This window comes from Micromonospora sp. NBC_00330 (genome assembly GCF_036136635.1).
Lineage (GTDB): Bacteria > Actinomycetota > Actinomycetes > Mycobacteriales > Micromonosporaceae > Micromonospora > Micromonospora salmantinae.
This window is the reverse complement of record NZ_CP108012.1, coordinates 4,370,482-4,395,858: the sequence shown is the minus strand read 5'-3', so window position 1 is coordinate 4,395,858 and position 25,377 is coordinate 4,370,482. Positions and strand designations below refer to the sequence as shown.

18 protein-coding genes are annotated in these 25,377 nt (G+C 71.9%); 13 read left to right on the top strand and 5 right to left on the bottom strand.

What is annotated here, in order from left to right; genetic code table 11:
* Nucleotides 1-370: 370 nt before the first annotated feature.
* A complete protein-coding gene (locus OG598_RS19730) occupies nucleotides 371-3,964 on the top strand; it encodes an ABC transporter ATP-binding protein (protein ID WP_328650533.1) in 3,594 nt (1,197 codons plus the stop codon).
* 48 nt (nucleotides 3,965-4,012) lie between these two features.
* On the opposite strand, the gene OG598_RS19725 is transcribed toward OG598_RS19730, so the two are convergent.
* The 4 genes from OG598_RS19725 to OG598_RS19710 all read right to left on the bottom strand — a co-directional run bounded on the left by OG598_RS19725 (nucleotide 4,013) and on the right by OG598_RS19710 (nucleotide 8,252).
* A complete protein-coding gene (locus OG598_RS19725) occupies nucleotides 4,013-5,080 on the bottom strand; it encodes an NADH:flavin oxidoreductase/NADH oxidase (RefSeq protein ID WP_328650532.1) in 1,068 nt (355 codons plus the stop codon).
* Nucleotides 5,081-5,149: 69 nt separating this feature from the next.
* Complete coding sequence (locus OG598_RS19720) at nucleotides 5,150-6,442, bottom strand: dicarboxylate/amino acid:cation symporter (RefSeq protein WP_328655381.1); 1,293 nt, start codon at nucleotides 6,440-6,442, stop codon at nucleotides 5,150-5,152.
* 168 nt (nucleotides 6,443-6,610) lie between these two features.
* A complete protein-coding gene (locus OG598_RS19715; protein ID WP_328650531.1) occupies nucleotides 6,611-7,294 on the bottom strand; it encodes a DUF998 domain-containing protein in 684 nt (227 codons plus the stop codon).
* A complete protein-coding gene (locus OG598_RS19710; protein WP_328650530.1) occupies nucleotides 7,287-8,252 on the bottom strand; it encodes a glutathione S-transferase family protein in 966 nt (321 codons plus the stop codon). The genes OG598_RS19715 and OG598_RS19710 overlap by 8 nt, the downstream gene beginning before the upstream one ends.
* Nucleotides 8,253-8,358: 106 nt before the next feature.
* On the opposite strand from OG598_RS19710, the gene pcaF reads away from it, so the two are divergent.
* The 11 genes from pcaF (at nucleotide 8,359) to OG598_RS19655 (ending at nucleotide 24,057) form a co-directional block, all read left to right on the top strand.
* Complete coding sequence (pcaF, locus tag OG598_RS19705; RefSeq protein WP_328650529.1) at nucleotides 8,359-9,564, top strand: 3-oxoadipyl-CoA thiolase; 1,206 nt, start codon at nucleotides 8,359-8,361, stop codon at nucleotides 9,562-9,564.
* A gap of 110 nt (nucleotides 9,565-9,674) precedes the next feature.
* On the top strand, nucleotides 9,675-10,487 hold the full coding sequence (locus OG598_RS19700; protein ID WP_328650528.1) for an SAM-dependent methyltransferase: 813 nt from the start codon (nucleotides 9,675-9,677) through the stop codon (nucleotides 10,485-10,487).
* A gap of 4 nt (nucleotides 10,488-10,491) precedes the next feature.
* The gene (locus OG598_RS19695; protein WP_328650527.1) at nucleotides 10,492-12,681 is read left to right on the top strand and encodes a putative bifunctional diguanylate cyclase/phosphodiesterase; all 2,190 of its coding nucleotides are present in this window, start codon (nucleotides 10,492-10,494) and stop codon (nucleotides 12,679-12,681) included.
* A gap of 90 nt (nucleotides 12,682-12,771) precedes the next feature.
* The gene (locus OG598_RS19690) at nucleotides 12,772-13,272 is read left to right on the top strand and encodes a DUF456 domain-containing protein (RefSeq protein WP_328650526.1); all 501 of its coding nucleotides are present in this window, start codon (nucleotides 12,772-12,774) and stop codon (nucleotides 13,270-13,272) included.
* A gap of 353 nt (nucleotides 13,273-13,625) precedes the next feature.
* Nucleotides 13,626-15,212: an amino acid permease gene (locus OG598_RS19685; protein WP_328650525.1), complete on the top strand. Its 1,587-nt coding sequence runs from the start codon at nucleotides 13,626-13,628 to the stop codon at nucleotides 15,210-15,212.
* Between the two features lie 126 nt (nucleotides 15,213-15,338).
* Nucleotides 15,339-16,703 (top strand): glutamine synthetase family protein, encoded by a 1,365-nt coding sequence (locus tag OG598_RS19680; RefSeq protein WP_328650524.1) that lies wholly within the window; start codon nucleotides 15,339-15,341, stop codon nucleotides 16,701-16,703.
* Nucleotides 16,704-16,736: 33 nt separating this feature from the next.
* Nucleotides 16,737-18,083, top strand: coding sequence for an aldehyde dehydrogenase family protein (locus tag OG598_RS19675; protein WP_442931517.1), 1,347 nt, complete (start codon nucleotides 16,737-16,739; stop codon nucleotides 18,081-18,083).
* A gap of 5 nt (nucleotides 18,084-18,088) precedes the next feature.
* Complete coding sequence (locus tag OG598_RS19670; RefSeq protein ID WP_030489498.1) at nucleotides 18,089-18,856, top strand: 3-oxoacyl-ACP reductase; 768 nt, start codon at nucleotides 18,089-18,091, stop codon at nucleotides 18,854-18,856.
* A gap of 53 nt (nucleotides 18,857-18,909) precedes the next feature.
* Nucleotides 18,910-19,605, top strand: a complete 696-nt coding sequence (locus OG598_RS19665; RefSeq protein ID WP_328650522.1) for a gamma-glutamyl-gamma-aminobutyrate hydrolase family protein — start codon at nucleotides 18,910-18,912, stop codon at nucleotides 19,603-19,605.
* Nucleotides 19,606-19,652: 47 nt separating this feature from the next.
* Nucleotides 19,653-20,204 carry a pyridoxamine 5'-phosphate oxidase family protein gene (locus OG598_RS19660; protein WP_328650521.1) on the top strand — a complete coding sequence of 184 codons (552 nt, stop codon included), beginning with the start codon at nucleotides 19,653-19,655 and terminating at the stop codon, nucleotides 20,202-20,204.
* 193 nt (nucleotides 20,205-20,397) lie between these two features.
* Nucleotides 20,398-24,057, top strand: a complete 3,660-nt coding sequence (locus OG598_RS19655; RefSeq protein WP_328650520.1) for a SpoIIE family protein phosphatase — start codon at nucleotides 20,398-20,400, stop codon at nucleotides 24,055-24,057.
* A gap of 26 nt (nucleotides 24,058-24,083) precedes the next feature.
* On the opposite strand, the gene OG598_RS19650 is transcribed toward OG598_RS19655, so the two are convergent.
* Complete coding sequence (locus OG598_RS19650) at nucleotides 24,084-24,398, bottom strand: STAS domain-containing protein (RefSeq protein WP_328650519.1); 315 nt, start codon at nucleotides 24,396-24,398, stop codon at nucleotides 24,084-24,086.
* Nucleotides 24,399-24,493: 95 nt separating this feature from the next.
* Here OG598_RS19650 and map point away from each other — a divergent pair, with 95 nt between their 5' ends.
* Entirely contained in the window at nucleotides 24,494-25,351 is an 858-nt protein-coding gene (map, locus tag OG598_RS19645) for a type I methionyl aminopeptidase (protein WP_328650518.1), read from the top strand.
* Nucleotides 25,352-25,377: the final 26 nt, after the last annotated feature.

Below are 25,377 nucleotides of genomic sequence, written 5' to 3'. Positions count from 1 at the left end.
TCGGCCCGGGTGTCGGCTTCGGCCCGAGCGGGCCGGCTTCGGCCCGGGCCTGTCGGCCTTGGAGTCCGGCCTGCCGGCCCGGACCTGCCCGCCGCGCCGACTCTGACCCCGGGACCGTCGGCTCTGGTCCGCCCACTGGGCCCGTGCGTTGCCGGCTGCTGACGGCGCTGACCCGGAAACCGTCGGTTCGGTGCGCCCTGTCTGGTTCAGGAGACGGGCGGCGTGGCCCTGGCTGCGGCATCGAGCGGATCCGCTGCCGCCGCTGGCGGAACTGACGGAAGTCCAGCTCAGGGGCGGGAAAATCGGTTGAGATGACGGGGTGGTGCCGGCAGGCTGAGGTCTCCGCCACCCACGTCCCGGAGGACTTTCCATGCGCCTGCTCCGTGATCTGTGGGGTACGTCGACCCGTCGTGTGACGATCGTGGCCGTCCTGATCGTGCTGGGTGCCGCTGGGCAGGCGGGCGCGTCGGCCCTGGCCGGCGCGGTGCTGGTGCATCGTTCGGCTGGTTTCTTCGCCGTGCTGGCCGCGGCCTTGGTCGCTGTGGTCCTCAGCGACCTCGCGGTGAGTCTGCTGATGGCCGGCCTGACCGCCGACTGGTCCGCCGACGTGCGTCGCCGGCTCTGCCGCGTCGCTCTCGGGCAGGACCTGCCCACCCTGGAGACCACTCCAGTGGGCGAGTTGCTGGACCGGATCGACGGGGACGTCTATCAGGTGGCGTCGGCAATTCGTAACCAGGGCACCCGGCTCGCTCAGGGCCTCTGCGTCGGTCTGTTGTCGATGGTCGTGGCGCTGTTCGTGTGGTGGCCGGCGGGGATCGCGATGCTGCTGCTCACTGTGGTGCTCGCGGTCGGCCTGCGCCGGCCCACGGCGCGGATCGGCCCGGCCCGGATGGCCGAGGAGGAGGCGTGGTCCGACCTGGCCGCCGTGATGGAGGAGGCGGTGCACGGCCAGGACGACGTACGCACCAGTCTGGCGCGGCCGTACGTGCTGCGGTTGTACGCCCGGCGGGCCTCTGCCGTGCTGTCCCGTGGCCTGGTGGTCTGGGTGCTGTCCGCCCGGGTGGCGACGGTGGCCACCGCGACGATCCGGGCGGGCATCGGCGCGGTGGTGCTCGGCGGTGCCTGGGCGTTGGCCACCGGCAGGATCGACGCCGCCCGGCTCACCGCCATCTGGCTGCTCGCCCTGGCCTTCGGGGCGACAGCGGAACACGTCAGCCGGATGGTGCCGGAGATCCAGGAGGCGCTTGGCGCGTGGGCGCGGGTTCAGTTGCTCTACAAGGCCCGGCAGGAGCCGGTCGGCGGGGCCAGCCCGAGCGAGGGTGACCTGCGCATTCGGGATCTGACATTCGGGTACGGGGAGAGTGACCGGGGGGCCGCGCTGCGCGGGCTCAGCCTCACCTTCGCGCGCGGTCGCTCGTACGCGCTGATCGGGCGGACCGGTTCGGGCAAGTCGACGTTGGCGAAGGTGCTCACCCGGGCGGTCGACGTGCCGCCGGGCACTGTCTTCCTCGGCGGCACCGACCTGTGCGACCTTGACGTCGAGCAGCTGCGCCGCTGGGTGGCGTTGGTGCCGCAGCGCACCGAGATCCTGGCCGGCACGCTCGCCGAGAACGTGGCGCTCTTCGACCCGGAGTTGCTCGACGCGGCGGCTCGGGCCCTTGATGAGCTGGGCCTGGCCGGCTGGATCGCCGAGCTGCCGGACGGGTTGACGACCCGGCTGGGGGAGGGCGGGCACGTGCTCTCCGCCGGTCAGGAGCAGTTGGTGGCGTTCGCCCGGATCCTGGTCCGGGAGCCGCACGTGGTGATCCTCGACGAGGCCACCGCGCGGCTGGATCCGGTCACCGAGGCGCGGGTGCAGCGGGCCACCGAACGACTGCTGCGCGACCGGATCGGCATCGTCATCGCGCACCGACTCTCCTCGGTGCGCCGCTGTGACGAGGTGGTCGTCCTGGCCGACGGCGCGGTGGTCGAGGCCGGTCCGCTGGAGACGTCGACACGCTTCGCCGAACTCCTGGCGACCAGCCACGCCGCCGCGTACGCCACTGTGGCGCCGGCCGGTCGCACCGGCGTCGGCACCGACCTTCTGGTCGGCCCCGGCCCGGACGCGTGGCCGAGCGAGCCGGCACCCGCACGGGGCGAGCCGGTCGCGCTGAACGAGCACGCCGCCGCGTGGCCGAGCGAGCCGGCACCGACGCGGGCCGAGCCGAATGGGCAGGCCACGCGGGAGACACCGCCCGACAGCGCGGTCGGGCCGACCCGGGCCGATCCGCCGCCGCTGCCGCCGGTGCCGCCGGCCCGGACACTGCGGGAGATCTTCCGACTCTGCACCAACGATCCCCGGTACGGTGCGGCCGCGATCGTGCTGTTCCTCGGGCTCAGCCTGCTCGGGCTGGACGGCCCGGTGCTGCCCTGGCTCTGGGCGGACCTGGTCGACGGGACGGGCAACCCGTACCTGCCGGCGATGGGGATCGTCGCCGGGTTGCTGATCACACTGCCGCTGCCGTTCTACACCCACGTCTGGTTCCCGCAGTGGTGGGTGCGGCAGATGCTGCGGATCGGCCTTCGTCTGGTGCACGGCCAGACCGGGCCGCGCCGGGTCAGCTCACACACCCCCGCCGAGGTGGTGGCGCAGGGTGGGGACACCGAGCGGGTGGTCCAGCTCGCCGACAACGTGTTGGACCAGACCGTCGCGCTGGTGCTCGTGGTCGCCATGACGGCGGTCACCGGCAGCGTCGTACCCGGGCTGTTCTTCCTCGGCACGATGGTCGTCTCCGGGCTGGCCGCCACGTTGTTCGGGCCGAAGCTGGAGCGCGCGGCCCGGGCGACGGTGGCGGCGCGGGCCTCCTTCGCCACGGCGCTGGTCTCCGCGCTGTCCGCGGCGCGGACGGTGAAGCTCGCCGGCGCGACCACTGCTGTGCTGCGCCACCTGGCGAGCTTGGACGTGCTGCGCAGCGACCGGCAGCGGCGGGAGATCTCGGTGCAGGTGTGGGCGCGCTCCACCCCGTCGATGGCCAGTGGGCTGTTGCCGATCGGCGCCTGGGCGCTCTACCTGAACGGATCGCTCTCCGCCGGGGCGGTGCTGGTGGCCGTCTCCACCCTGGGCGCGGCCCGCTGGTTCGCCTGGACGACGGCGTCGTTGATCTCGCAGCTTCCCTCGGCGCGGGTCTGGACCCGGCGCACGGCGGCGATGACCGGGGTGAGCGCGTACTCCGCCGGGGTGCCGGAGGTCGACCTGACCGCCGGGACGGCGCCCGCGCCGACCATGCCGCCCCGGCATCCGCTGCGACGGCTGGAGCTGCGCGGCTTCGGGGTGGTGCACTCCGACGGCACGGTGGCCGTGCGGGACGTGGACCTGACCGTGCAGCGGGGGCAGTTGGTGCTGGTCGTCGGGCCGGTGGGGTCGGGGAAGTCCTCGTTGCTGCGCGGGCTGGCCGGGATCGTGCACCACACCGGCGAGCTGGCCTGGAACGGTGATCCGGTCACCGAGCCGGAGCTGTTCCTGCGTCCCAACCAGGTCGGCTACGTCGGTCAGTTGCCCCGGGTGCTCTCCGGCACGGTGGCCGACAACATCGCCCTCGGGCACCAGGTGGACGCGGCGGGGGCGGTCAGCACCGCCCAGCTCGACCATGACCTGGCCGCCGCCGGTGGTGGGTTGGGCCTGCTCATCGGGCACAAGGGCACCCGGCTCTCCGGCGGGCAGTTGCAGCGGTTGGCGCTGGCCCGGGCGCTGGCCCCGCGTACCGAACTGCTGGTCGCCGACGACGTGTCGTCGGCGTTGGACGTCACCACCGAACTGGCGTTGTGGCAGGCGTTGCGCGGCCACGGGGTGACAGTTGTGGGCTCGACCGCGAAACGCGCCGCGTTGGTCCGAGCCGACCACGTGGTGGTCCTGATCGGCGGCACGGTGGCCGCCCAGGGCACCTGGCAGGACCTGGAGGGCGACTGGTCGCACCTGGCCGGCTGACCCACGGTCGGGCGGCCGCTCACGCGGCGACCGCCCGACCGGTCGGGGTCAGGAGGCGCGGGCGTACTGGGCGGGCCCGGAGTACGCGACGCCGAGCTTCGCGGCGGCCCGGCGCGGCCAGTACGGGTCGCGCAGCAACTCCCGACCCAGCAGCACCAGGTCGGCCTCGCCGCCGGCGACGATCTGCTCGGCGTGCTCGGGCTCCACGATGAGGCCCACCGCGCCGGTCGGCACGCCGGCCTCGCGGCGGATCCGGGCGGCCAGCGGCACCTGGTAACCCGGGCCGAGCGCGATGCGCTGCTCGGTGCTCACCCCACCGGAGGACGCGTCGACAAGGTCGACGCCGACGCCGGCCAGCTCACCGGCGAGCACCACGCTGTCCTCGATCGTCCAGCCGCCCTCGACCCAGTCGGTGGCGGAGATCCGGGTCAGCACCGGCACGTCCTCGCCGACCGCGGCGCGTACCGCGCGGGCCACCTCCAGGGTGAGCCGCATCCGGGCCGCCCGGTCGCCGCCGTACGCGTCGGTGCGGTGGTTGGTCAGCGGCGAGAGGAACTCGTTGAGCAGGTAGCCGTGGGCGGCGTGGATCTCGACGGCGGCGAAGCCGGCGTCCAGGGCGCGGACGGCTCCGGCCGCGAACGCCTCGACCACACCGGCGATGCCGGCCTCGTCGAGGCTGGTCGGCGTCCGGTAGCCGGCGGTGAACGGCTCCGAGCCGGGGGCGACCGGCGTCCAGCCGCCCTCGGTGTCCGGCACGCCACCGCGCTCCGGCGCCCACGGCCGGTAGGTGGAGGCCTTGAAGCCGGCGTGCGCGAGCTGCACTGCCGGCACCGCGCCGTGGGCGGCGACGAACGCGGTCACCGGTCGCCAGGCGTCGACGTGCGCACCGGACCAGAGGCCGGTGTCCTGCGGGCTGATCCGGCCCTCGGGGAGTACGGCGGTCGCCTCGGTCAGCACCAGGCCGGCACCGCCGACCGCGCGGCTGCCGAGGTGGATCAGGTGCCAGTCGGTGGGCAGGCCGTCGGGGCCGGCGGAGTACTGGCACATCGGCGCCATGGCGATCCGGTTGGGCAGTGTGACCCCGCGCAGGGCCAGGGGGGTGAACAGGGAACTCATGGGGTCATCCTCTCCGACACGGCGACGGGCCCCCGGGGAGAGGGGCCCGTCGCCGTACTGGTGAATCGGTCAGGCAGGAACGGGGGTGAGCTCGGGCCGGGTGTCGGCGACCGGCTCCGGGTCGGTCAGGTCACGCCGGCCGGCGGACTCGTACGCGGCCCGGTCGAGGGTGCCCTCACGGGCGGCGACCACTGTCGGCACCAGCGCCTGCCCCGCGACGTTGGTGGCGGTGCGGATCATGTCCAGGATCGGGTCGATGGCCAGCAGCAGGCCGGCGCCGGCCAGCGGCAGACCCAGCGTGCTGAGGGTCAGGGTGAGCATCACGATCGCGCCGGTCAGGCCGGCGGTGGCCGCCGAGCCGACCACCGAGACGAAGGCGATCAGCAGGTAGTCGCCGATGCCGAGGTGGACGCCGAACACCTGGGCCACGAAGATCGCGGCGAGGGCCGGGTAGATGGCGGCGCAACCGTCCATCTTCGTGGTGGCGCCGAAGGGCACCGCGAACGAGGCGTACTCGCGGGGCACGCCGAGTCGCTCGACGGAGCGCTGGGTCACCGGCATGGTGCCGACCGAGGAGCGGGACACGAAGCCCAGCTCGATCGCCGGCCAGGCGCCGGCGAAGAACCGCAGCGGGTTGAGGCGGCCGGCCAGGATCAGCACCAGCGGGTAGACCACGAACAGCACGATGGCGCAGCCGACGTAGACGGCTGTGGTGAACTTCGCGAGGGGGGCCAGCAGGTCCCAGCCGTACGAGGCGACGGCGTTGCCGATCAGGCCGAGGGTGCCGATCGGGGCGAGTCGGATGACCCACCAGAGCGCCTTCTGGACGATCTCCAGCAGGGAGCGGTTCAGCGCCACGAACGGTTCGGCGGCGTCGCCGACCAGCAGGGCCGCGGCACCGATGACGACGGCGAGGAAGACGATCTGGAGGACGTTGCCCTCGACGAACGCGCCGACCGGGTTGGTGGGCACGATGCCGGTGAGGAAGTCGGTCCACGAGCCGGTGTTCTTCGGCGGCGCCGCGCCACCCAGGTCGAGGGTCACGCCCTTGCCCGGGTTGGTGAGCAGGCCGAGGCCGATGCCGATGCTCACCGCGATCAGCGCGGTGATGCCGAACCACAGCAGGGTCTTGACGGCGAGCCGGGCGGCGTTGGCGACGCCACGCAGGCTGACCACGCTGACCACGATGGCGGTGAAGACCAGCGGCGGCACGGCCAACTTGAGAAGTTGGACGAAGAGGCTACCGACGGTGTGCAGGGTGCTGGTCAGCCAGCTCAGGTCGTTGCTGCGGGCAATGAAGCCCAGTGCGACGCCGAGCACGAGGCCGAGCAGGATCTGCACGGAGAAGGGAATTTTGCGCAGGCTGAAGGGCATGGGGATGTATCCAATTGTCCGGTCCGATCGGGGCAGGCGTAGGAACGCGGCTAGCCCGGACAGATGCCACTGGCCTGCAGTCGGAGATCGACATACAGGCGGACAGTGAGGCCCCAGACATTGGTCATCGCTAGCCGACGATACGCCGATTCCCGCTCATCCGAAGGACCGGACGGCGTGAGGCTCCTTACATAGGGCCAGCGCGGTGGCGGTGCCCAGGCCCCACAGCACCGCGAGGGCGAGGATCAGCCGTTCCAGCACCCCCACCACCGGGCCTCGACCGATCACGAGCATCGCCAGCCCCACGGTGGCACAGAGCGGCAGTGCCAGCACGGCGGCCATGCCAGCCAGCCGACGCACCGTCCGGCCGGCCGGCCCGGAGACGGCCAGCGTGATCATGGCGAAGACCACGGCAGCGGTCGCCGCGATACTCGCGCCGCCGTGCACCAGGTCCGCCGCCGTCGCGCGCTCGAACGGCGGCAACGGGCAGCCGCCGGAGCAGGTCACCGCCCCGGACACGGCGGTGAACACGGCCCCGGTGGCGAGCAGCGCCGGGGCCGCCGCCCACACCCCGGGGGGCAGCGCCGCGCCGATCAGCAGCAACGCGCCGGCAAGGGCCAGGATCCCTATCCGGTACGTCGCGGCGTGGGCGCTGCCGGCGATGCCCGCCTCGCTGACGTACCCGGTGAGCCCTGGACCGGGACCGGCGACCACGGCGAGCGTCACCGCCACCGCGCCGGCCAGGGTGCAGCCGGCCGCCGCCGACCCGGCGACCCGGCGCGCGACCTCGCCGCGGGCCCTCGGCACGGTCGGGGCGGCCGGCCGACCCGGCTCAGCCACGCCCGTGCGGCGTGCTCCAGCCGGACTCGTCCGGCCCGACCGGCACGATGCCGCTGGGATTGATCTCCCGGTGCGTGCCGTAGTAGTGCCGCTTGATGTGGTCGAAGTCCACCGTCTCGCCGAAACCCGGCGTCTGGAACAGGTCCCTGGCGTACGCCCAGAGCACCGGCATCTCGGTCAGCTTGTTGCGGTTGCACTTGAAGTGCCCGTGGTACGCGGCGTCGAAGCGGACCAGCGTGGTGAACAGCCGCACGTCCGCCTCGGTGATCGCGTCGCCCATCAGGTAACGCTGCCCGGACAGCCGCTCGGAGAGCGCGTCCAGCCGGGCGAAGAGCGCCCGGAACGCCTCGTCGTACGCCTGCTGGGAGGTGGCGAACCCGCACCGGTAGACGCCGTTGTTCACGTCGGTGTGGATCTCGGCCATCAGCGCGTCCATCTCCGGGCGCAGCGCCTCCGGGTAGAGGTCCGGCGCCCCCGCACGGTGCAGCGACCGCCACTCGGTGGAGAAGTCCAGGGTGAGCTGCGGATAGTCGTTGGTGATCACCCGACCGGTCAGGGTGTCGACCAGCGCCGGCACCGTCACCCGGCCGGTGTAGTCCGGGTCGGTGGCCAGGTACGCCTCGGAGAGGAAGCTCACGCCGAGCACCGGGTCGAAGCCGTCCGGGTCGAGGGCGAACGCCCAGCCCCGCTCGTCCCGGATCGGGTCGACGGTGCCCAGCGAGATCGCGTCGTCCAGCCCGAGCAGGCCACGCACGATCCTCGCCCGGTGCGCCCACGGGCAGGCCCGGCACCAGATCAGCCGGTAACGGCCGGCCTCCAGCGGCCAGCGGTCCTGCTCGTCCGGGCCGCCGCCGGGCGGCGAGGTGGAGTCGGCGGTGACCCGACCGGTGAACCGGTTCGGCTGGCGGACGAACGCGCCGCCGCCGCTGGTCTCTGCGCTGAACTGGGCCCGGGCCATGCCGTCAACCTATCCGCTGCCGGCGCGGATATCCTGGCGGCCGGCAGCCCTCGTGACCCGGTGGGCGTGCCCCACCCCCGCCGTCTGCACCCCCTAAGGACTCGCGATGACCGTGGCATACCTGGTGGCCGGTGTCCGCACCCCGATCGGCCGGTACGCGGGCGCGCTGGCCGGCGTCCGCCCCGACGACCTGGCCGCGCACGTGATCCGGGAACTGGTCGCCCGCCACCCGTCGGTGGACTGGGCGCGAGTCGACGACGTCGTGCTCGGCTGCGCCAACCAGGCCGGCGAGGACAACCGCAACGTGGCCCGGATGGCGGCGCTGCTGGCCGGCCTGCCCGAGGAGGTGCCGGGCAGCACCGTCAACCGGCTCTGCGGCTCGGGCCTGGACGCGCTCGCCACCGCCGCCCGGTCCATCGTCGCCGGGGACGCGGAATTGGTGATCGCCGGCGGGGTGGAGAGCATGAGCCGGGCGCCGTTCGTCATGCCGAAGGCGACGTCGGCGTACTCCCGCTCGGCCGAGGTGTACGACACCACACTGGGCTGGCGGTTGGTGAACCCGTTGATGCGTGACGGGTGGGGGGTCGACTCGATGCCGGAGACGGCGGAGAACGTGGCCGCCGAGTACGGCGTGAGCCGGGCCGAGCAGGACGCCTTCGCGTACCGGTCGCAGCAGCGTGCGGCCAAGGCGCAGGCCGACGGCCGGTTCGCCGAGGAGATCGTGGCGGTGTCGGTGCCGGCCGGTCGGCGGGAGACCCGGCTGGTCGAGGTCGACGAGCACCCCCGGGAAACCTCGCTTGCGAAGTTGGCCGCGCTTCCCACCCCGTTCCGCGACGGCGGCACGGTGACCGCGGGGAACTCCTCGGGCGTCAATGACGGCGCCGTCGCGTTGCTGGTGGCCAGCGAGGCGGCGGTCGCCCGGTACGGCCTGACCCCGCTGGCCCGGATCGTCGGCGCGGCGGCGGCCGGTGTGCCGCCCCGGATCATGGGGATCGGCCCGGTGCCGGCCACCCGCAAGCTGCTCGACCGCGTCGGCGTCGAGGTGGGCGCCGTGGACGTGGTGGAGTTGAACGAGGCGTTCGCCGCGCAGTCCGTGGCGGTGTTGCGTGAGCTGGGGCTGCCCGTGGACGCCGAGCACGTCAACCCGAACGGTGGGGCCATCGCGCTGGGGCACCCGCTCGGTGCCAGCGGCGCACGGTTGGCGCTGACCGCCGCCCTGGAGCTGCGCCGTCGCGGCGGACGCCGGGCTCTGGCCACCATGTGCATCGGCGTTGGTCAAGGCATCTCGCTGTTGTTGGAGTCAGCCCCCTAGAGTGGTCCACACCACACGACCCGCGGGTCGACCGGTGCCCACGCGTGCCCGCTGCGCGCCCCGACGCCGGTGCCGTCCCGCGCCGCGGCGATGAACTGGGGAGCACGCTGATGCCGGACGGACTGCCGACCGAGATCGATCTGACCAGGCCGAGCGCGGCCCGGGTTTACGACTACTTTCTGGGTGGGGCACACAACTTCGAGATCGACAGGCAGTTGGCGGAGCAGATCGCCAGCATGACCCCGAATCTCGCCGCCACCATGCGCTCCGGTCGGGAGTTCCTGCGCCGGGCCGTCCGGGTGCTGCTCGACGCCGGCATCGACCAGTTCCTCGACATCGGCTCCGGAATTCCCACCGTGGGCAACGTGCACGAGGTGGCGCAGGGGGTGAACCCCAAGGCCCGCGTGGTGTACGTCGACATCGACCCGGTGGCTGTCGCGCACAGCCGGGAGTTGCTGGCTGGCAACGAGCTGACCGGTGTCATCCACGCCGACCTGCGGGAGCCGGAGCGTATCCTCGCCGAGACCCGACAGCTCGGGCTGATCGACTTCAGTCGTCCGATGGGCATCCTGCTGGCCGGGGTGGTGCACTTCATCCCGGACGCCGACGGACCGGAGGCCATCCTGGCCACCCTGCGGGCCGCGGCGGCGCCGGGCAGCTTCCTGGTCGTCTCCCACTCCACCTTCGAGGACCAGCCGCAGGAGATGCTGGACGCCCAGCGCCTCTCCGCCCGCACCGCCACCGAGATCACCCTGCGCTCCCGCGCTCAGGTCACCGGCTTCTTCGGCGACTGGACCGTCCTGGAACCGGGCGTGGTGCACATGCCGCTCTGGCGCCCGGACTCACCGTCCGACGTGGACGAGCACCCGGAGCGGTTCGGCGCCTTCGGGGGCGTCGCCCGGTACGACCAGCCCGCCGGCTGATCTCGTGGCCGCCGTCCCGGACCCCGCGGGGGTCGATGCCGGCCGGGACCCCACCGGGGTCGTCGCCGGTCGGGCGGACGCCCAGGGGTACGCCGCCGACTGGGCCCGCGCAGTGCGCCGGCTCGGTTTCGTGCCGCTCAGCGTGGCCGAGACCGAGCGGCTGTTGCTGGCGCACACGATCCGGCTGGCCCAGGCGGTACGGGCGGAGCCGTTCAGCGCCCACCCGGCCGCGGAGGTCGGGCGGGCCCTGGTGGAGGCGCACCTCACCGAGCCGCAGGCCCTGGAGTGGACGCTGCACGCGCTCGGCGCGACCTTCGGGCGTCGGGTGCTGTGCGACGGTGAACGGCCGGCCGACCTCGCCGACCGGATCGCGGCGGTGCAGGGCGGGCTGGCCGCCGGGTTCGCCCGTGCGCTGCGCGACCGCACCTTCAGCCAGCAGGAGCGGATCGCCCGGTCGGCCTGGCAGGCGCGCGACGAAGTCGAGCAGGCGCTACGCGAGAGCGAGGCACGGTTCCGGGCGGTGTTCACCGGCGCCGCGATCGGGATCGGGATCGCCGGCGTGGACGGTCGGATCATCGACGTCAACCAGGCGTTCGCCGACATGCTCGGCTACTCGATCGAGGAGTTGCGCGAGATCAACGTGGCGGCGCTGTTCCACGCCGAGGACGCCGCCGGGATGTGGGAGCTCTACCAGGAGCTGATCGAGGGGAAGCACGACGCCGCCCGGGTGGAGAAGCGCTACTACCGCAAGGACGGCACAGTGGTCTGGACGGATCTCGCCGTCTCGCTGATCCGACACGATGGCCGGCCGCGATTCACCGTCGCGATGATCGAGGACATCACCGAGCGGTACGAACTCCAGCAGCGGCTGCGCTTCCAGGCGCTGCACGACCCGCTGACCGGGCTGCCCAACCGGACGCTGTTCTTCGAGACGTTGGGACGGGTGCTCGACACCGCGGACGCCGGGCAGCGCGTCGGGGTGTGCTTCCTCGACCTGGACGGCTTCAAGGCGATCAACGACAGTCTCGGCCACGACCTCGGTGACCGGCTGCTCGTGATGATCGGCCGGCGGCTGGCCGCGTGCGTGGCCGACCACGGCCACCTGGTCGCCCGGATGGGGGGCGACGAGTTCGTGATCCTCGTCGACGGAGGGGACGACACCGACGACCCGGTCGCCGTCGCGGAGGCCGCGCTGGCAGCCGTCGCGGCCCCGGTCCACGTCGGTGAGCACCAGTTGGCCGTCTCGGCCAGTGTGGGCATCGTGCAGTGCCCGGCCTCGGAGACCACCGCGTCCGAGCTGATGAAGGCCGCGGACACCACGCTCTACTGGGCCAAGGCGGCGGGCCGGGGCCGGTGGGCGGTCTACGACCCCGAGCGCGGTGCCCGGGACATTGCCCGCGCGGCGCTGGTCGCCGGGCTGCCCGCCGCACTGGAGCGGGGCGAGTTCGTGCTGCACTACCAACCGATCGTGTCGCTGCTGGAGGGCACCATGCTCGCGGTGGAGGCGCTGGTTCGTTGGGAGCATCCGGAGTTGGGCCTGATCGGGCCGGACCGGTTCATCGGCCTGGCCGAGGAGACCGGCCTGATCGTCCGGCTCGGCGAGTGGGTGCTGCGGCAGGCCTGCGCGGACGCCGAACGGTGGTGGCGGGAGTTCCCCGACGCCCGGCTGGTGGTCAGCGTCAACCTGGCCGCCCGGCAGGCCGACGAACCGGCCATCGTGGACACCGTCGCCGACGCGTTGCAGACCAGCGGACTGCCCGCGGAGCTGCTCCAACTGGAGCTGACCGAGAGCGCCGTGATGGGCAGTGCCGGTGAGCCCCTGCGCAGCCTGCACCGGCTCGCCGCGCTCGGCGTCCGGCTGGCCGTGGACGACTTCGGCACCGGGTACTCCAACCTGGCGTACCTGCGCCGGTTGCCGATCCACTGCCTGAAGCTCGCCGGTCCGTTCGTCGAGGGCATCCGCGCGGACGGGACCGACGTGGCGGCCGACCACCGCGACGAACGGATCGTCGACGCGTTGGTCCGGTTGGCGCACGCCCTGGAGTTGTGGGTAACGGCGGAGGCGGTGGAGACGGGCGTGCAGGCGGAACGGCTGCGGGCGCTGCGCTGCGACACCGGGCAGGGCCGATACTTCGGTGCGCCCGCCCCGGCCGACGTGATCACCGCCCGGCTGGGCGGCGGAGCGTCGACGTGAGCGAGCGCAGCGAGCGAACCGGCTGGCCCAGCGGCACGGAGCGAAGTGGGGACCGAAGCGGTCCGAAGGGTGGCGACGGAGGGTGACGGCGTGGACCTGACGGACTCGCAGACGGCGGTGACGGTGGTGGCCGGGTTGGCCATCCTGGCCGGGTTGGCCGGCGTGGTGGTGCCCGGTCTGCCGGCGCTGCCGCTGTGCTGGGGTGGCGTGCTGCTCTGGGCGGTCTTCGGCGGCGCCGGCCTGGGTGGCTGGGCGGTGTTCGCCGCCGCCACACTGGTGGCCGGGGGTGGCGCCGTCATCAAGTACGCGTGGCCGGGCCGGAACCTGAAGCGCACCGGTGTGCCGACGTCCACGCTGCTCGCCGGTGCTGTGCTCGGCATCATCGGGTTCTTCGTGGTGCCGGTCGTCGGCCTGGTGCTGGGCTTCGTCGCCGGGGTGTGGGCCGCCGAACGGCTCCGGCTGGGCAGTAACCAGCTAGCGTGGCCCTCCACCGTGCAGGCCCTGAAGGCCGCCGGCCTGTCGATGCTGGTCGAGTTCCTGGCCGGCCTCCTGGTCGCGGCCCTCTGGGTAGCCGGCCTCCTCCTGACCTGACCCACCCCCCTTCCCACGTTGATCAAGAGCTTTCGGTCAGGCACTGCCGGAAATCCGACGCAAACCTCTTGATCACGAGGGGGAATGGGGCGCGGGGCACTTTTCGGGTACGGCGGAGTGGCCGTACGTGAGAGAGAGGCGTGCCCCGCGCCACCGGGTCGGGCGGTCCGAGCGCCCGGGGTGGGCCCTTGTCGGGCCTGGTCACCGGTCCAGGATGCCGGCCGGGGCGGCCGGTCGGCAACGCAATTAGCCCGACGGCGGTGAGATTCCCACCGACTACGTATTGACCGCCTTGATCGGCCGGGTCGACACTTTGCCCACTCGCACGCGGAACCACCTCAGGGAGGTGTGCAGTGGCCACGACGCCCGTGCCGACCGCCGAGCAACCGATGGACGACGACGCCCGGCGGCTCGCCGAACTCGGCTACAAACAGGAGCTGCGCCGTAAGTGGAGCGGCTTCTCCAACTTCGCCATCTCCTTCTCGATCATCTCGATCCTGGCCGGCTGTTTCACCACCTTCGGTCAGGCGTGGAACAACGGCGGGCCGGTCGCCATCTCCTGGGGCTGGCCGCTGATCTCGCTGTTCATCCTGATCATCGGCTTCTGCATGGCGGAGCTGGTGTCGGCGTACCCGACAGCGGGTGGGATCTACTGGTGGGCGGCCACCATGGGCCGTCCGGTGCACGGCTGGTTCACCGGCTGGTTGAACCTGATCGGTCTGGTGGCGGTCACCGCCTCGGTGGACTACGGCTGTGCGACGTTCCTCAACCTCACCCTGTCGGCGCTGTTCGACGGTTGGGCCGGGACGCTGCGTCAGGCGTTCGTCCTCTTCGTGATCATCCTGGTGCTGCACGGGCTGATCAACATCTTCGGGCACCGGATCATCGACGTACTCCAGAACGTCTCGGTCTGGTGGCACGTGGCCGGCGCGGCCGTCGTGGTCGCCATCCTGGTCTTCGTGCCCGACAACCACCAGAGCTTCCAGTTCGTGTTCACCGAGCGGTTCAACAACTCGGGCTTCGGCGACGGGGACATCGGCGGGCTGACGTTCTGGTTCTACGTGCTGCCGCTGGGCTTCCTGCTGACCCAGTACACGATCACCGGCTTCGACGCCTGCGCGCACGTCTCCGAGGAGACCCGGGGCGCCTCACAGGCCGCGGCCCGCGGGCTCTGGCAGTCGATCTTCTATTCGGCGGTCGGCGGCTGGATCCTGCTGCTGGCGTTTCTCTTCGCTGCCACCGACGTCGAGGCGGTCAACGCCGCGGGCGGCTTCTCCGGCGCCATCTTCGAGTCCGCGCTGACCCCGGTCTTCTTCAAGATCGTCATCATCATCTCGACCATCGGCCAGTTCTTCTGCGGCATGAGCTGCGTGACCTCGATGAGCCGGATGGCGTACGCGTTCAGCCGGGACCGCGCCGTACCCGGATGGCGGCTGTGGTCGACCGTCGACCGCAACGGCACCCCGGTCAACGCGATCATCGGCGCCACACTGGCCGGCCTGGTGCTGACCCTGCCGGCGCTGTACGAGAGCTCCGCCGGTATCCCGATCGCCTTCTACGCGGTCGTCTCCGTCGCGGTGCTCGGGCTCTACCTGTCGTTCCTCATCCCGATCGCGCTCCGACTGCGGATGGGCGACAGGTTCGTCCCCGGGCCGTGGACGCTGGGCCGCAAGTACAAGCTGTTCGGCTGGATCGCGGTGATCGAGATCGCGATCATCGCCGTCTACTTCGTGCTGCCGATCGTGCCCGCCGGTGTGCCCGGCAACGACGGGTTCACCTGGTCGGCGGTGAACTACGCGCCGCTCGCCGTCGGCGGGGTGCTGCTGGTGGTCGCCGTCTGGTGGTACGCCTCCGCCCGCAAGTGGTTCACCGGCCCGGTTCGTACCGTCGAGGAACCGGCGGTGGCGCCCGACCCGGCGCCGGCCGACGGTCCGGTCTGATCGGCGCCCGGCGGGACGGACGGTGCTGCCGTCCCGCCGGCCGACGGTCGGGTTTGCCGCACGTGCCGCCGGGGGCATTGACGGTGATCCGGTTTGCCAGTAGACCTTGGTGATGGAGGCCCGCGAATGAGGAAAGCTCCGCTCACGCTGGAACAACTGCGGGTCGCCGTTGCCGAGGGCGAGATCGACACAGTGGTGCTGGCCCTCGTCGACATGCAGGGCCGGTTGCAGGGCAAGCGGTTCCACGCGCCCTTCTTCCTCGACCAGGTGGTGACCAACGGCAGCGAGGGCTGCAACTACCTGCTCGCCGTGGACGTCGACATGAACACCGTCGACGGGTACGCGATGTCGAGCTGGGAACGCGGCTACGGCGACTTCGCGATGGTGCCGGACTTCGCCACCTTGCGCCGGGTGCCCTGGCAGCCCGGCTCCGCCCTGCTGCTGGCCGACCTGACCTGGCTCGACGGCTCGGGTGACGTGGTCGCCTCGCCCCGGCAGATCCTGCGCCGGCAGCTCGACCGGCTGGCCGAGCACGGGCTGACCGCGTACGCCGGCACCGAGTTGGAGTTCGTGCTGTTCCGCGACTCGTACGAGGACGCCTGGCAGCGTGGCTACCGCGACCTCACCCCGGCCAACCAGTACAACGTCGACTACTCGCTGCTCGGCACCGCCCGGGTGGAGCCGCTGCTGCGCCGCATCCGCGTCGAGATGGCCGGCGCCGGGCTCACCCCGGAGAGCGCCAAGGGCGAGTGCAACCTCGGGCAACACGAGATCGCCTTCCGGTACGACGAGGCGGTGGCCTGCGCCGACCACCACGTGATCTACAAGAACGGCGCCAAGGAGATCGCCGCCCAGGAGGGAATGGCGATCACCTTCATGGCCAAGCCGAACGAGCGGGAGGGCAACTCCTGCCACATCCACTTCTCGCTCCGGGACTCCTCCGGCTCGTCGGCGATGCTCGGCGACGGACCGGCGCACCTGTCGCAGACCGGGCAGCGGGTGCTCGCCGGGCTGCTGGCCACCATGCGGGAGTTCAGCCTGCTCTTCGCCCCGAACATCAACTCCTACAAGCGCTACCAGCCAGGATCGTTCGCCCCGACCGCGCTGCGCTGGGGTGTCGACAACCGCACCTGCGCGCTGCGGGTGGTCGGGCACGGGCAGGGCATGCGCGTGGAGAACCGGGTGCCCGGCGCCGACGTCAACCCGTACCTGGCGATCGCCGGGCTGGTCGCCGGGGCGCTGCACGGCATCGAGGGCGAGTTGGAGTTGGGTGCGGAGTGCACCGGCAACGCGTACGACGACCCGGAGGCCGAGCGGGTTCCCGGCACCCTGCGCGACGCCCTTGCCCTCTGGGAAGACTCCACAGTGGCCCGGGAGGCGTTCGGCCCCGAGGTGGTGGCCCACTACGCCAACCAGGCGAAGGTCGAGCTGGCCGCCTTCGACGCCGCGGTGACGGACTGGGAGCTGACCCGTGGCTTCGAACGCCTCTGACCACGTGAGGATGGGGGTGGCGGTGTGACGGTTCTGGTGGACCCCGCTAGCGGGGTGGGGTTTCGGGAGGTTGCGGCGGCCTCGGTGGACGAGGTTGACGCGGCGATCTCGCGGGCGGCTGCCGCGTTCGAGACCTGGCGTCAGGTGGGGGCGGGGGACCGGGCGCGGTTGCTGCGGCGGTTCGCCGCCGTCGTCGACGCGCATCTGGACGAGTTGGCGGTGCTGGAGGTGCGCAACTCCGGGCACACCGTCGGCAACGCCCGGTGGGAGGCGGGCAACGTCCGTGACGTCCTGGACTACTACGCCGGCGCGCCCGAGCGGTTGACCGGGCGGCAGATCCCGGTGCCCGGCGGGTTGGACGTCACCTTCCACGAGCCACTCGGTGTGGTCGGCGTGATCGTGCCCTGGAACTTCCCGATGCCGATCGCCGCCTGGGGGTTCGTCCCGGCGCTCGCCGCCGGCAACACGGTGGTGCTCAAGCCCGCCGAACTGACCCCGCTCACCGCGCTGCGCCTGGCCGAGTTGGCCCGCGAGGCCGGCCTGCCCGACGGCGTCTTCACAGTCGTCCCGGGCGAGGGCTCGGTGGTGGGGGAGCGGTTCGTCACCCACCCCGCGGTCCGCAAGATCTGCTTCACCGGCTCCACCGAGGTCGGTACCCGGATCATGGCCGGCTGCGCCGCCCAGGTGAAGCGACTCACCCTGGAGTTGGGCGGCAAGAGCGCGAACATCGTGTTCGCCGACGCCGACCTGGAGCGCGCCGCCGCGACCGCGCCGGGCGCGGTCTTCGACAACGCCGGCCAGGACTGCTGCGCACGGTCGCGGATCCTCGTCCAGCGTTCGGTGTACGACCGGTTCCTGGAACTGCTCGAACCGGCGGTACGTGCGGTGCGCGTCGAGGACCCGTCCCGCGACACCGCCGAGATGGGTCCGCTGATCTCCGCCGCCCAACGGGACCGGGTAGCCGGTTACCTCGCCGGGGCGACCGTCGCCTTCACCGGCTCCTGCCCCGACGGCCCCGGGTTCTGGCACGCGCCCACAGTGCTGCTGGCCGACTCTCCGGCCGACCGGCACTGGCGGGAGGAGATCTTCGGCCCGGTGGTCTCGGTGCTGCCGTTCGACGACGAGGCGGACGCGGTCCGGCTCGCCAACGACACCGAGTACGGCCTCTCCGGCTCGATCTGGACCCGGGACATCGGTCGGGCCCTGCGGCTGGCCCGCGCCGTCGACTCGGGCAACCTCAGCGTCAACTCGCACTCCTCGGTGCGTTACTGGACCCCGTTCGGCGGGATGAAGCGCTCCGGGCTCGGCCGTGAGCTGGGCCCGGACGCGCTGCACTCCTTCACGGACGTCAAGAACGTGTTCATCGCGACGGAGGAGTGACGCCAGTGCAGGGTCGGTTGCAGGACCGGGTGGCAGTGGTCACCGGAGCGGGCAGTGGCATCGGGTTGGCCACCGTGCGGCGGTTCGCCGCCGAGGGGGCCCGGGTGGTCTGCGTGGACATCGACGCGGCTGCCGGCACCAAGGCCGCCGAGGAGTGCGGCGGCGAGTTCGTGGCCACCGACGTGGCCGACGAGTCGGCGGTACGTGACCTGTTCGACGGGGTTGCCGATCGGCACGGCCGGGTGGACATCGCGTTCAACAACGCCGGCATCTCACCGCCCGACGACGACTCCATCCTGGACACCGGCCTGGACGCGTGGGAACGGGTGCTGCGGGTCAACACCACGAGCGTCTACCTGTGCTGCAAGTACGCCATTCCGCACATGCGGCGGCAGGGCAAGGGCTCGATCATCAACACGGCCTCGTTCGTGGCGTTGATGGGTGCGGCCACGTCGCAGATCGCGTACACCGCGAGCAAGGGCGGGGTGCTGGCGATGACCCGGGAGTTGGGTGTGCAGTTCGCCCGCGAGGGCATCCGGGTCAACGCCCTCTGTCCCGGCCCGGTGGCCACCCCGTTGCTGCTGGAACTCTTCGCCGCCGACCCGGAGCGGGCCGCCCGTCGGCTGGTGCACGTGCCGATGGGACGCTTCGGGCAACCGGAGGAGATCGCCGCCGCGGTGGCGTTCCTGGCCAGCGACGACGCCTCGTTCATGACTGCCGCGCAGTTCGTGGTCGACGGCGGCATCACGGGCGCCTACGTCACCCCTCTGTGAGCGCGAGGAGTGAGCCGGGTTTGCGAGCCCCACAGTCGCGAATCGTGCCAGCTATGAGAAGGCCGCTGATCGGGGTCAGCGCGTACGTCGAACCCGCCGACTGGGCGGTCTGGCGCGGTGTGCGAGCGGTGCTGGTGCCGGAGGCGTACTCGCGGGCGGTGGCGGCCGCGGGTGGCCGGGCGGTGGTACTGCCGCCGGACGACGTGGACGCGGACGTGGTGGCCGTCCTCGACGGGTTGCTGTTGGCCGGTGGCGCGGACGTCGGCCCGGGGCGGTACGGCCAGCCGCCCGACCCCCGTACCGAGGACCGGCCGGACCGGGACGCCGGCGAGTTGACGCTGTTGGCCGCCGCGCTCGCCGCCGAGGTGCCGGTGCTGGGCGTGTGTCGGGGGATGCAGTTGCTGGCTGTCGCGTACGGCGGCACGTTGCACCAGCACCTGCCCGACGTGGTGGGTCACGAGGCGCACCGCCCTGCGCCCGGGGTGTACGGCGCGCACGCGGTGCGGTTCGCGCCGGGGAGCCTGGCCGCATCGGTGCTGGCCGGGGTCGACCAGGTCAACTCGTACCACCATCAGGCGGTCTCCGATCCGGGTCGGCTCACGGTGACCGGTTGGGCGGGCGACGGCGTGGTCGAGGCGGTGGAGGACCCGGCCCTGCCGTTCGTGCTCGGAGTGCAGTGGCATCCGGAGAACGAATTGGACCCCGCCCCGATCACGGCGTTGGTGAGGGCCGCCGGCCAGCGGGTGTGACCGGGATCGCCCCCGTCCGTCGATGGCACCGGTGGGAGGATCGGCGCATGGGCAAGGTGTATCCGGAGATCGATGCTCGACTGCGTGACTTCATCGTGGCTCAGCCGCTCTTCTTCGTGGCGACCGCCCCGTCCGGGGTCGAGGGGCACGTCAACGTGTCACCGAAGGGCATGCGGGGCACGTTCGTGATCCTCGGCCCGCACCGGGTGGCCTACCTCGACTATCACGGCAGTGGGGCGGAGACCCTCGCCCACCTGCGGGACAACGGCCGGATCACGCTGATGTTCTGTGCCTTCGACGGCCCGCCGAAGATCGTCCGCTTGCATGGTCGGGGCAGCAGCGTCGCGGTCACCGAGGACGCCTTCGCCGATCGGCTCGCCGAGTTTTCCGCACCGCCGGACGTGCACGCCGTCCGTGCGGTCATCACCGTCGAGGTGGAGCGGGTCAGTGACTCCTGTGGATACGCGGTGCCACTGATGGACTTCCGGGCCGAGCGTGATCTGTTACTCACCTCACACTCCCGCCGCAGCGCCGATGATCTGGTCGTCTACCGGGCCACCAAGAACGCGGCAAGCATCGACGGGCTGCCGGTCTTCTGACTCCTCAGAGCGCTCCGGCCACCGCAGGTGGACGCCGCCGTCCACCCGCACTGTCCGGTGCCCGACGCCCCAGGCGTACGTAACCAGCGTCCATCGCTCGTGATGCGTTACGTTGCTGGTCCGCTTGGGTACAAGTCGGAGCACGGCGGGTGAAGATCAACGGTCGAGGGGTACGGCCGGAGCGGGAGGCTGCATGAGCTCGGCCCAGGGGGGCGCGGACATCGGGCATCCCGCCCTGTCCGGTCGCGAGACCCCGCCGATGCTGGCGGCCGCGTTCGCTGCCGGCGGCGAGATGGGCGAGCGGCTGGCTTCCTTCGACTGGTCCTCCGGCCCGCTGGGTGAGCCCGGCCAGTGGCCCCCGGCGCTCTCCAACGCGGTCGGCATGATGCTCGCCTCCAGCGCGCCGATCGTCATGTTCTGGGGCGACGAGCAGTTGGCCTTCTACAACGACGCCTACCGGCCGACCATCGGCGGCAAACACCCGGACGTGATCGGCCAACCGGCCCGCGTGAACTGGGCGGAGACCTGGGCGGTGCTCGGCCCGCTGCTCGACAGCGTCCGGCGCACCGGCCGCTCCTACCGGGGCGAGGACCATCCCTTTCTGCTGGACCGTTACGGCTTCGTCGAGCAGACCTACTTCAACGTCTCGTACGACCCGATCCGGGGGGACGACGGCGCGGTCAGTGGCGTCTACTGCATCGTCAGCGAGACCACCGGGCGGGTGCTCGGCGAGCGTCGGTTGCGGGCGCTGTCCGAGCTGGGTGCCGAGCTGAGCGACATCGGCAGCGCCACGGAACTGGGTCGGACCGCCGCCGGGGTGCTCGGCCGGCACCGGGCCGACGTGCCGTTCGCCCTGATCTATCTGGCCGACGACAACGACCAGCTCACCCTGGCCGGCTGCACCGGCACCACCCCGCCCGCCGTCGACGTCACAGCGCAGTTGTTGGCCCGGCTGCCCGCCGATGACGCGCCCGCCACCATCGAGGTGGCCGCTCTGCTCGACGCGTCGCCTGTCGACGCCGCCGACCAGGCCCTCGTGCTGCCGCTCACGGCGACCAACCAGACGGTCGGCGCGCTTGTCGTCGGCGTGGCCCGTCAGCTGCCGCTCAGCGACGACTACCGCGACTTCCTCGGCCTGGTCGCCGCCCAGATCTCCCGGGCGGTCGGCACCCAGCGGGCGTACGAGCAGGAACGGGCCCGCGCCGCCGAGTTGGCCGCGCTGGACCGGGCGAAGACCAACTTCTTCGCCAACGTCAGCCACGAGTTCCGCACCCCGCTGACCCTGGTGCTCGGCCCGCTGGAGGACATGCTGGCCGACCCGGAGCTGCCCGCCACCGAAACCGACCGGCTCACCATGATGCACCGCAACGCGCTGCGCCTGCTCAAGCTGGTCAACACCGTGTTGGACTTCTCCCGACTGGAGTCCGGTCGGCTCGCCGCCCGCTACCAGCCCACCGACCTCGCCGGTTACACCGCCCGGCTGGCCAGCACCTTCCGCTCGGCCACCGACCGGGCCGGCTTGCGACTGGTGGTGGACTGTCCGCCGCTGCCGACGCCGGTCTTCGTCGACCGCGACATGTGGGAGAAGATCGTCCTCAATCTGGTGTCGAACGCGGTCAAGTTCACCTTCGACGGCGAGATCCGGGTGCGGATCCGGGCCGTCGAGGGCGCGGCCCTGCTGGAGGTGACGGACAGTGGCGTCGGCATCGTGCCGGACGAGCTGCCGCACGTCTTCGAACGGTTCCACCGGGTCCCCGGGGTGCGGGCACGCACCCACGAAGGCACCGGCATCGGCCTCGCGCTGGTCCGGGAACTGGTCGAGATGCACGGCGGTGAGGTCGGGTTGACCAGCACTGTCGACGTCGGCAGCACCTTCACGGTGACCGTCCCGTTCGGCTCGGCGCACCTGCCTGCGGACCGGGTGGCGGCGTTCGACCCACTGCCCGTGGGCGAGCCCGAGCAGGCCCGGCTCTTCGTGGCGGAGACCGCGCTGTGGGCCGGTGTCGCGTCGACACCCGAGCTCGACCGGCAGCCGGCGAAGGGCACCTCGGCTGGCCGGATCCTGGTCGTCGACGACAACGCCGACCTGCAGGAACACGTCAGTCGGCTGCTCTCCCCGACCTGGGACGTGGTCACCGCCAACGACGGGCTCGATGCCCTGCCACTGGCCCGCGAGGGCGGGTTCGACCTGGTGCTCACCGACGTGATGATGCCCCGGCTGGACGGGTTCGGGCTGGTGAGCGCGCTGCGCTCGGACCCGCGTACCCGGCATGTGCCGATCGTGCTGCTCTCCGCCCGTGCCGGCTCCGCGGAGGCCGTCGCCGGTCTCGCCGTCGGCGCCGACGACTACCTCACCAAGCCGTTCTCCGCGCAGGAGCTGATCGCCCGGGTCCGGGCCAACGTCGAGCTGGGCCAGCTGCGCGGGCAGATCATCCGCCGGCTCCGGGCGCTGGCCGACGCGGCGGTGGCGGTGAACACCGCCCGATCCACCGCCGACGTGCTCCAGGTCGCCGCCCGGCACGCGTTGAGCCTCGCCGAGGCCGCTCGGGTGGTGGTCACCGCGGCCGAGTCGCGCTTCGAGGCGGACGGCGGCGGCACCACCGCCGCCGACCCGTCCTTCGTGGCCGAGCTGACCGGCACCGCCGGCAAGCAGCTCGGTGAGTTGCAGGTCTGGCGGGCCGATGGCGATGAGGCGCAGGCCGACGACGCCGCGTTGACCCAACTGGCCCGGCTCGTCGGGGTGCGACTGGAGAACGCCCAGCTCTACGAAGCCGAACACCGCATCGCCACCACCCTTCAGCACAGCCTGCTGCCCCGGTCGCTGCCCCAACTGCCCGGCGCGGTGGTGGCCAGTCGTTACCTGCCCGGCAGCGCCGACGTCGAGGTCGGCGGCGACTGGTACGACGCGATCGCGCTGAACGGCGACGAACTGGTGCTGGTCATCGGCGACGTGGTCGGCAAGGGCGTCCGGGCCGCCGCGGCGATGGGGCAGCTGCGCAACGCGCTGCGGGCGTACGTGCTGGAGGGCTTCGATCCGGGCGAGTCGCTGACCCGGCTCAACCGGCTGGTCGGCTCCACCGAGGGCCGCTCCTTCGCGACAGTGGTCTGCCTGCTGTTCAACCCCCGCACCGGTCGACTGCGGTACGCGAGCGCCGGTCACCCGTCCCCACTGTTGATCACCGGAGGCGACGTGGCGTTCCTGCACGACCGGGCGCTCGGTCCACCGGTCGGCGCCCTCCCCAACGCGACGTACGAGTCGGCCGAGGGCGAGTTGCCGGCCGGCACTCGGCTGCTGCTCTACACCGACGGGCTGATCGAGGACCGTCAGCTCGGCATCGATGCCTCACTGGCCCAGCTGCGCATCGACGCGGCCACCCCGAGTGAGCACGTGGTGGACCTGATCGACGCCGTCGTGGAGCGGGTCACCGGACGGCCGCGCCGCGACGACGTGGCGGTTCTCGCCCTGGAGGCGGCGGAGCTGAACCGCTTCGCGCTGCGGCTACCGGCGGACCCGACCCGGCTCAGCGTGCTCCGAAAGCGACTGGAGGACTTCCTGGTCGCGCACTCCGTCGGCGAGACCGACCTGTTCGACCTGACCGTCGCCGTCTCCGAGGCCGCCGCCAACGCCATCGAGCACCCGGTCCACCCCGCCGAGGCCATGATCAGTGTGGAGGTGGCCATCGAGGATCGGACGGTGACGGCCACCGTGCGCGACAGCGGACAGTGGCGGGAGTCGACCGGCTCCGGCTTCCGGGGCCGCGGCCTGGACCTGATCAGAGCGCTGGGCGACCTGTCGGTACGGCGTACCGCTGAGGGCACCGAGGTGACGCTGCGCCGGCGGTTGCAGGACTGACCGCGCGCCCGGCGGCGGCCGGGCGCCTAGGCCGGGTCGAGCCAGCCCTGCTCGCCGAGGCCGGAGATCTCCAGCACCCGACGGACCTGCCGGGACGGGCGGACGGTGAGTCGCCCCGGGAACTCCTGGGCGAGCCGGACCAGGGCGTGGATGGCTGCCGAGTCGAAGAAGGTGACAGCGCTCAGGTCGAGAGTGATCTTCCCGGCGGGCTCGCGCCGCGCCGTCTGGAGCATCGTGTCCGCGGTCGCCATGTCGACCTCGCCGGCCACCACGACGTGGAGGTGGTCACCGTCGATCTCGGCGCTGGCGGAGAAGACGGGCGGTGCTCCCCCTTGATCCACGCTGACACCATGGCACAGCCACCTTGGCAGGGCAACAACCTCCACCGGGTGGCCGTGGCGCGGGTCACCAGCGGCCCCGGCGATAGGCTTGCGGCATGACCGTCCGTCCGCCGCTGACACCAGGCACGCTCTCCCCGATGCGACCGGTGCCATCCCAGATCGCCCGACCGGAGTACGTGGGCAAGGCGCGTCCGCGGGAGTGGCGTGGCTCGCACGTGCAGACGCCGGAGACCATCGCCAAGATGCGGATCGCCAGCCGGCTCGCCGCCCAGGCGACCCAGCTCGCCGGCGAGCACTGCAAGCCGGGCGTGACCACCGACGAGATCGACAAGGTGGTGCACGAGTTCCTCTGCGACCACGGCGCGTACCCGTCGACGCTGGGCTACAAGGGCTTCCCGAAGTCCTGCTGCACCAGCCTCAACGAGGTCATCTGCCATGGCATCCCGGACACCACGGTCCTGACCGACGGCGACATCATCAACGTCGACGTGACCGCGTACATCGGTGGGGTGCACGGCGACACCGACGCCACCTTCTGCGTCGGCGAGGTCAGCGAGGAGGCCCGGCTGCTGGTCGAGCGGACCCACGAGGCGATGATGCGCGGCATCCGCGCCGTCGCCCCGGGACGCCAGATCAACGTGGTGGGCCGCGTCATCGAGTCGTACGCCAAGCGGTTCGGCTACGGCGTGGTCCGCGACTTCACCGGCCACGGCATCGGCGAGGCCTTCCACAGCGGCCTCTACGTGCCGCACTACGACAGCCCGCGCCCCACTGACATCATGGAGCCCGGCATGACGTTCACCATCGAGCCGATGATCACCCTCGGCACCTACCAGTACGACATGTGGGACGACGGGTGGACGGTGGTCACCAAGGACCGGAAGTGGACGGCGCAGTTCGAGCACACCATCGTGGTGACCGACGACGGCCACGAGATCCTGACCCTTCCGTGAGCGCGAGGAACGCAGCGAAGCGGAGT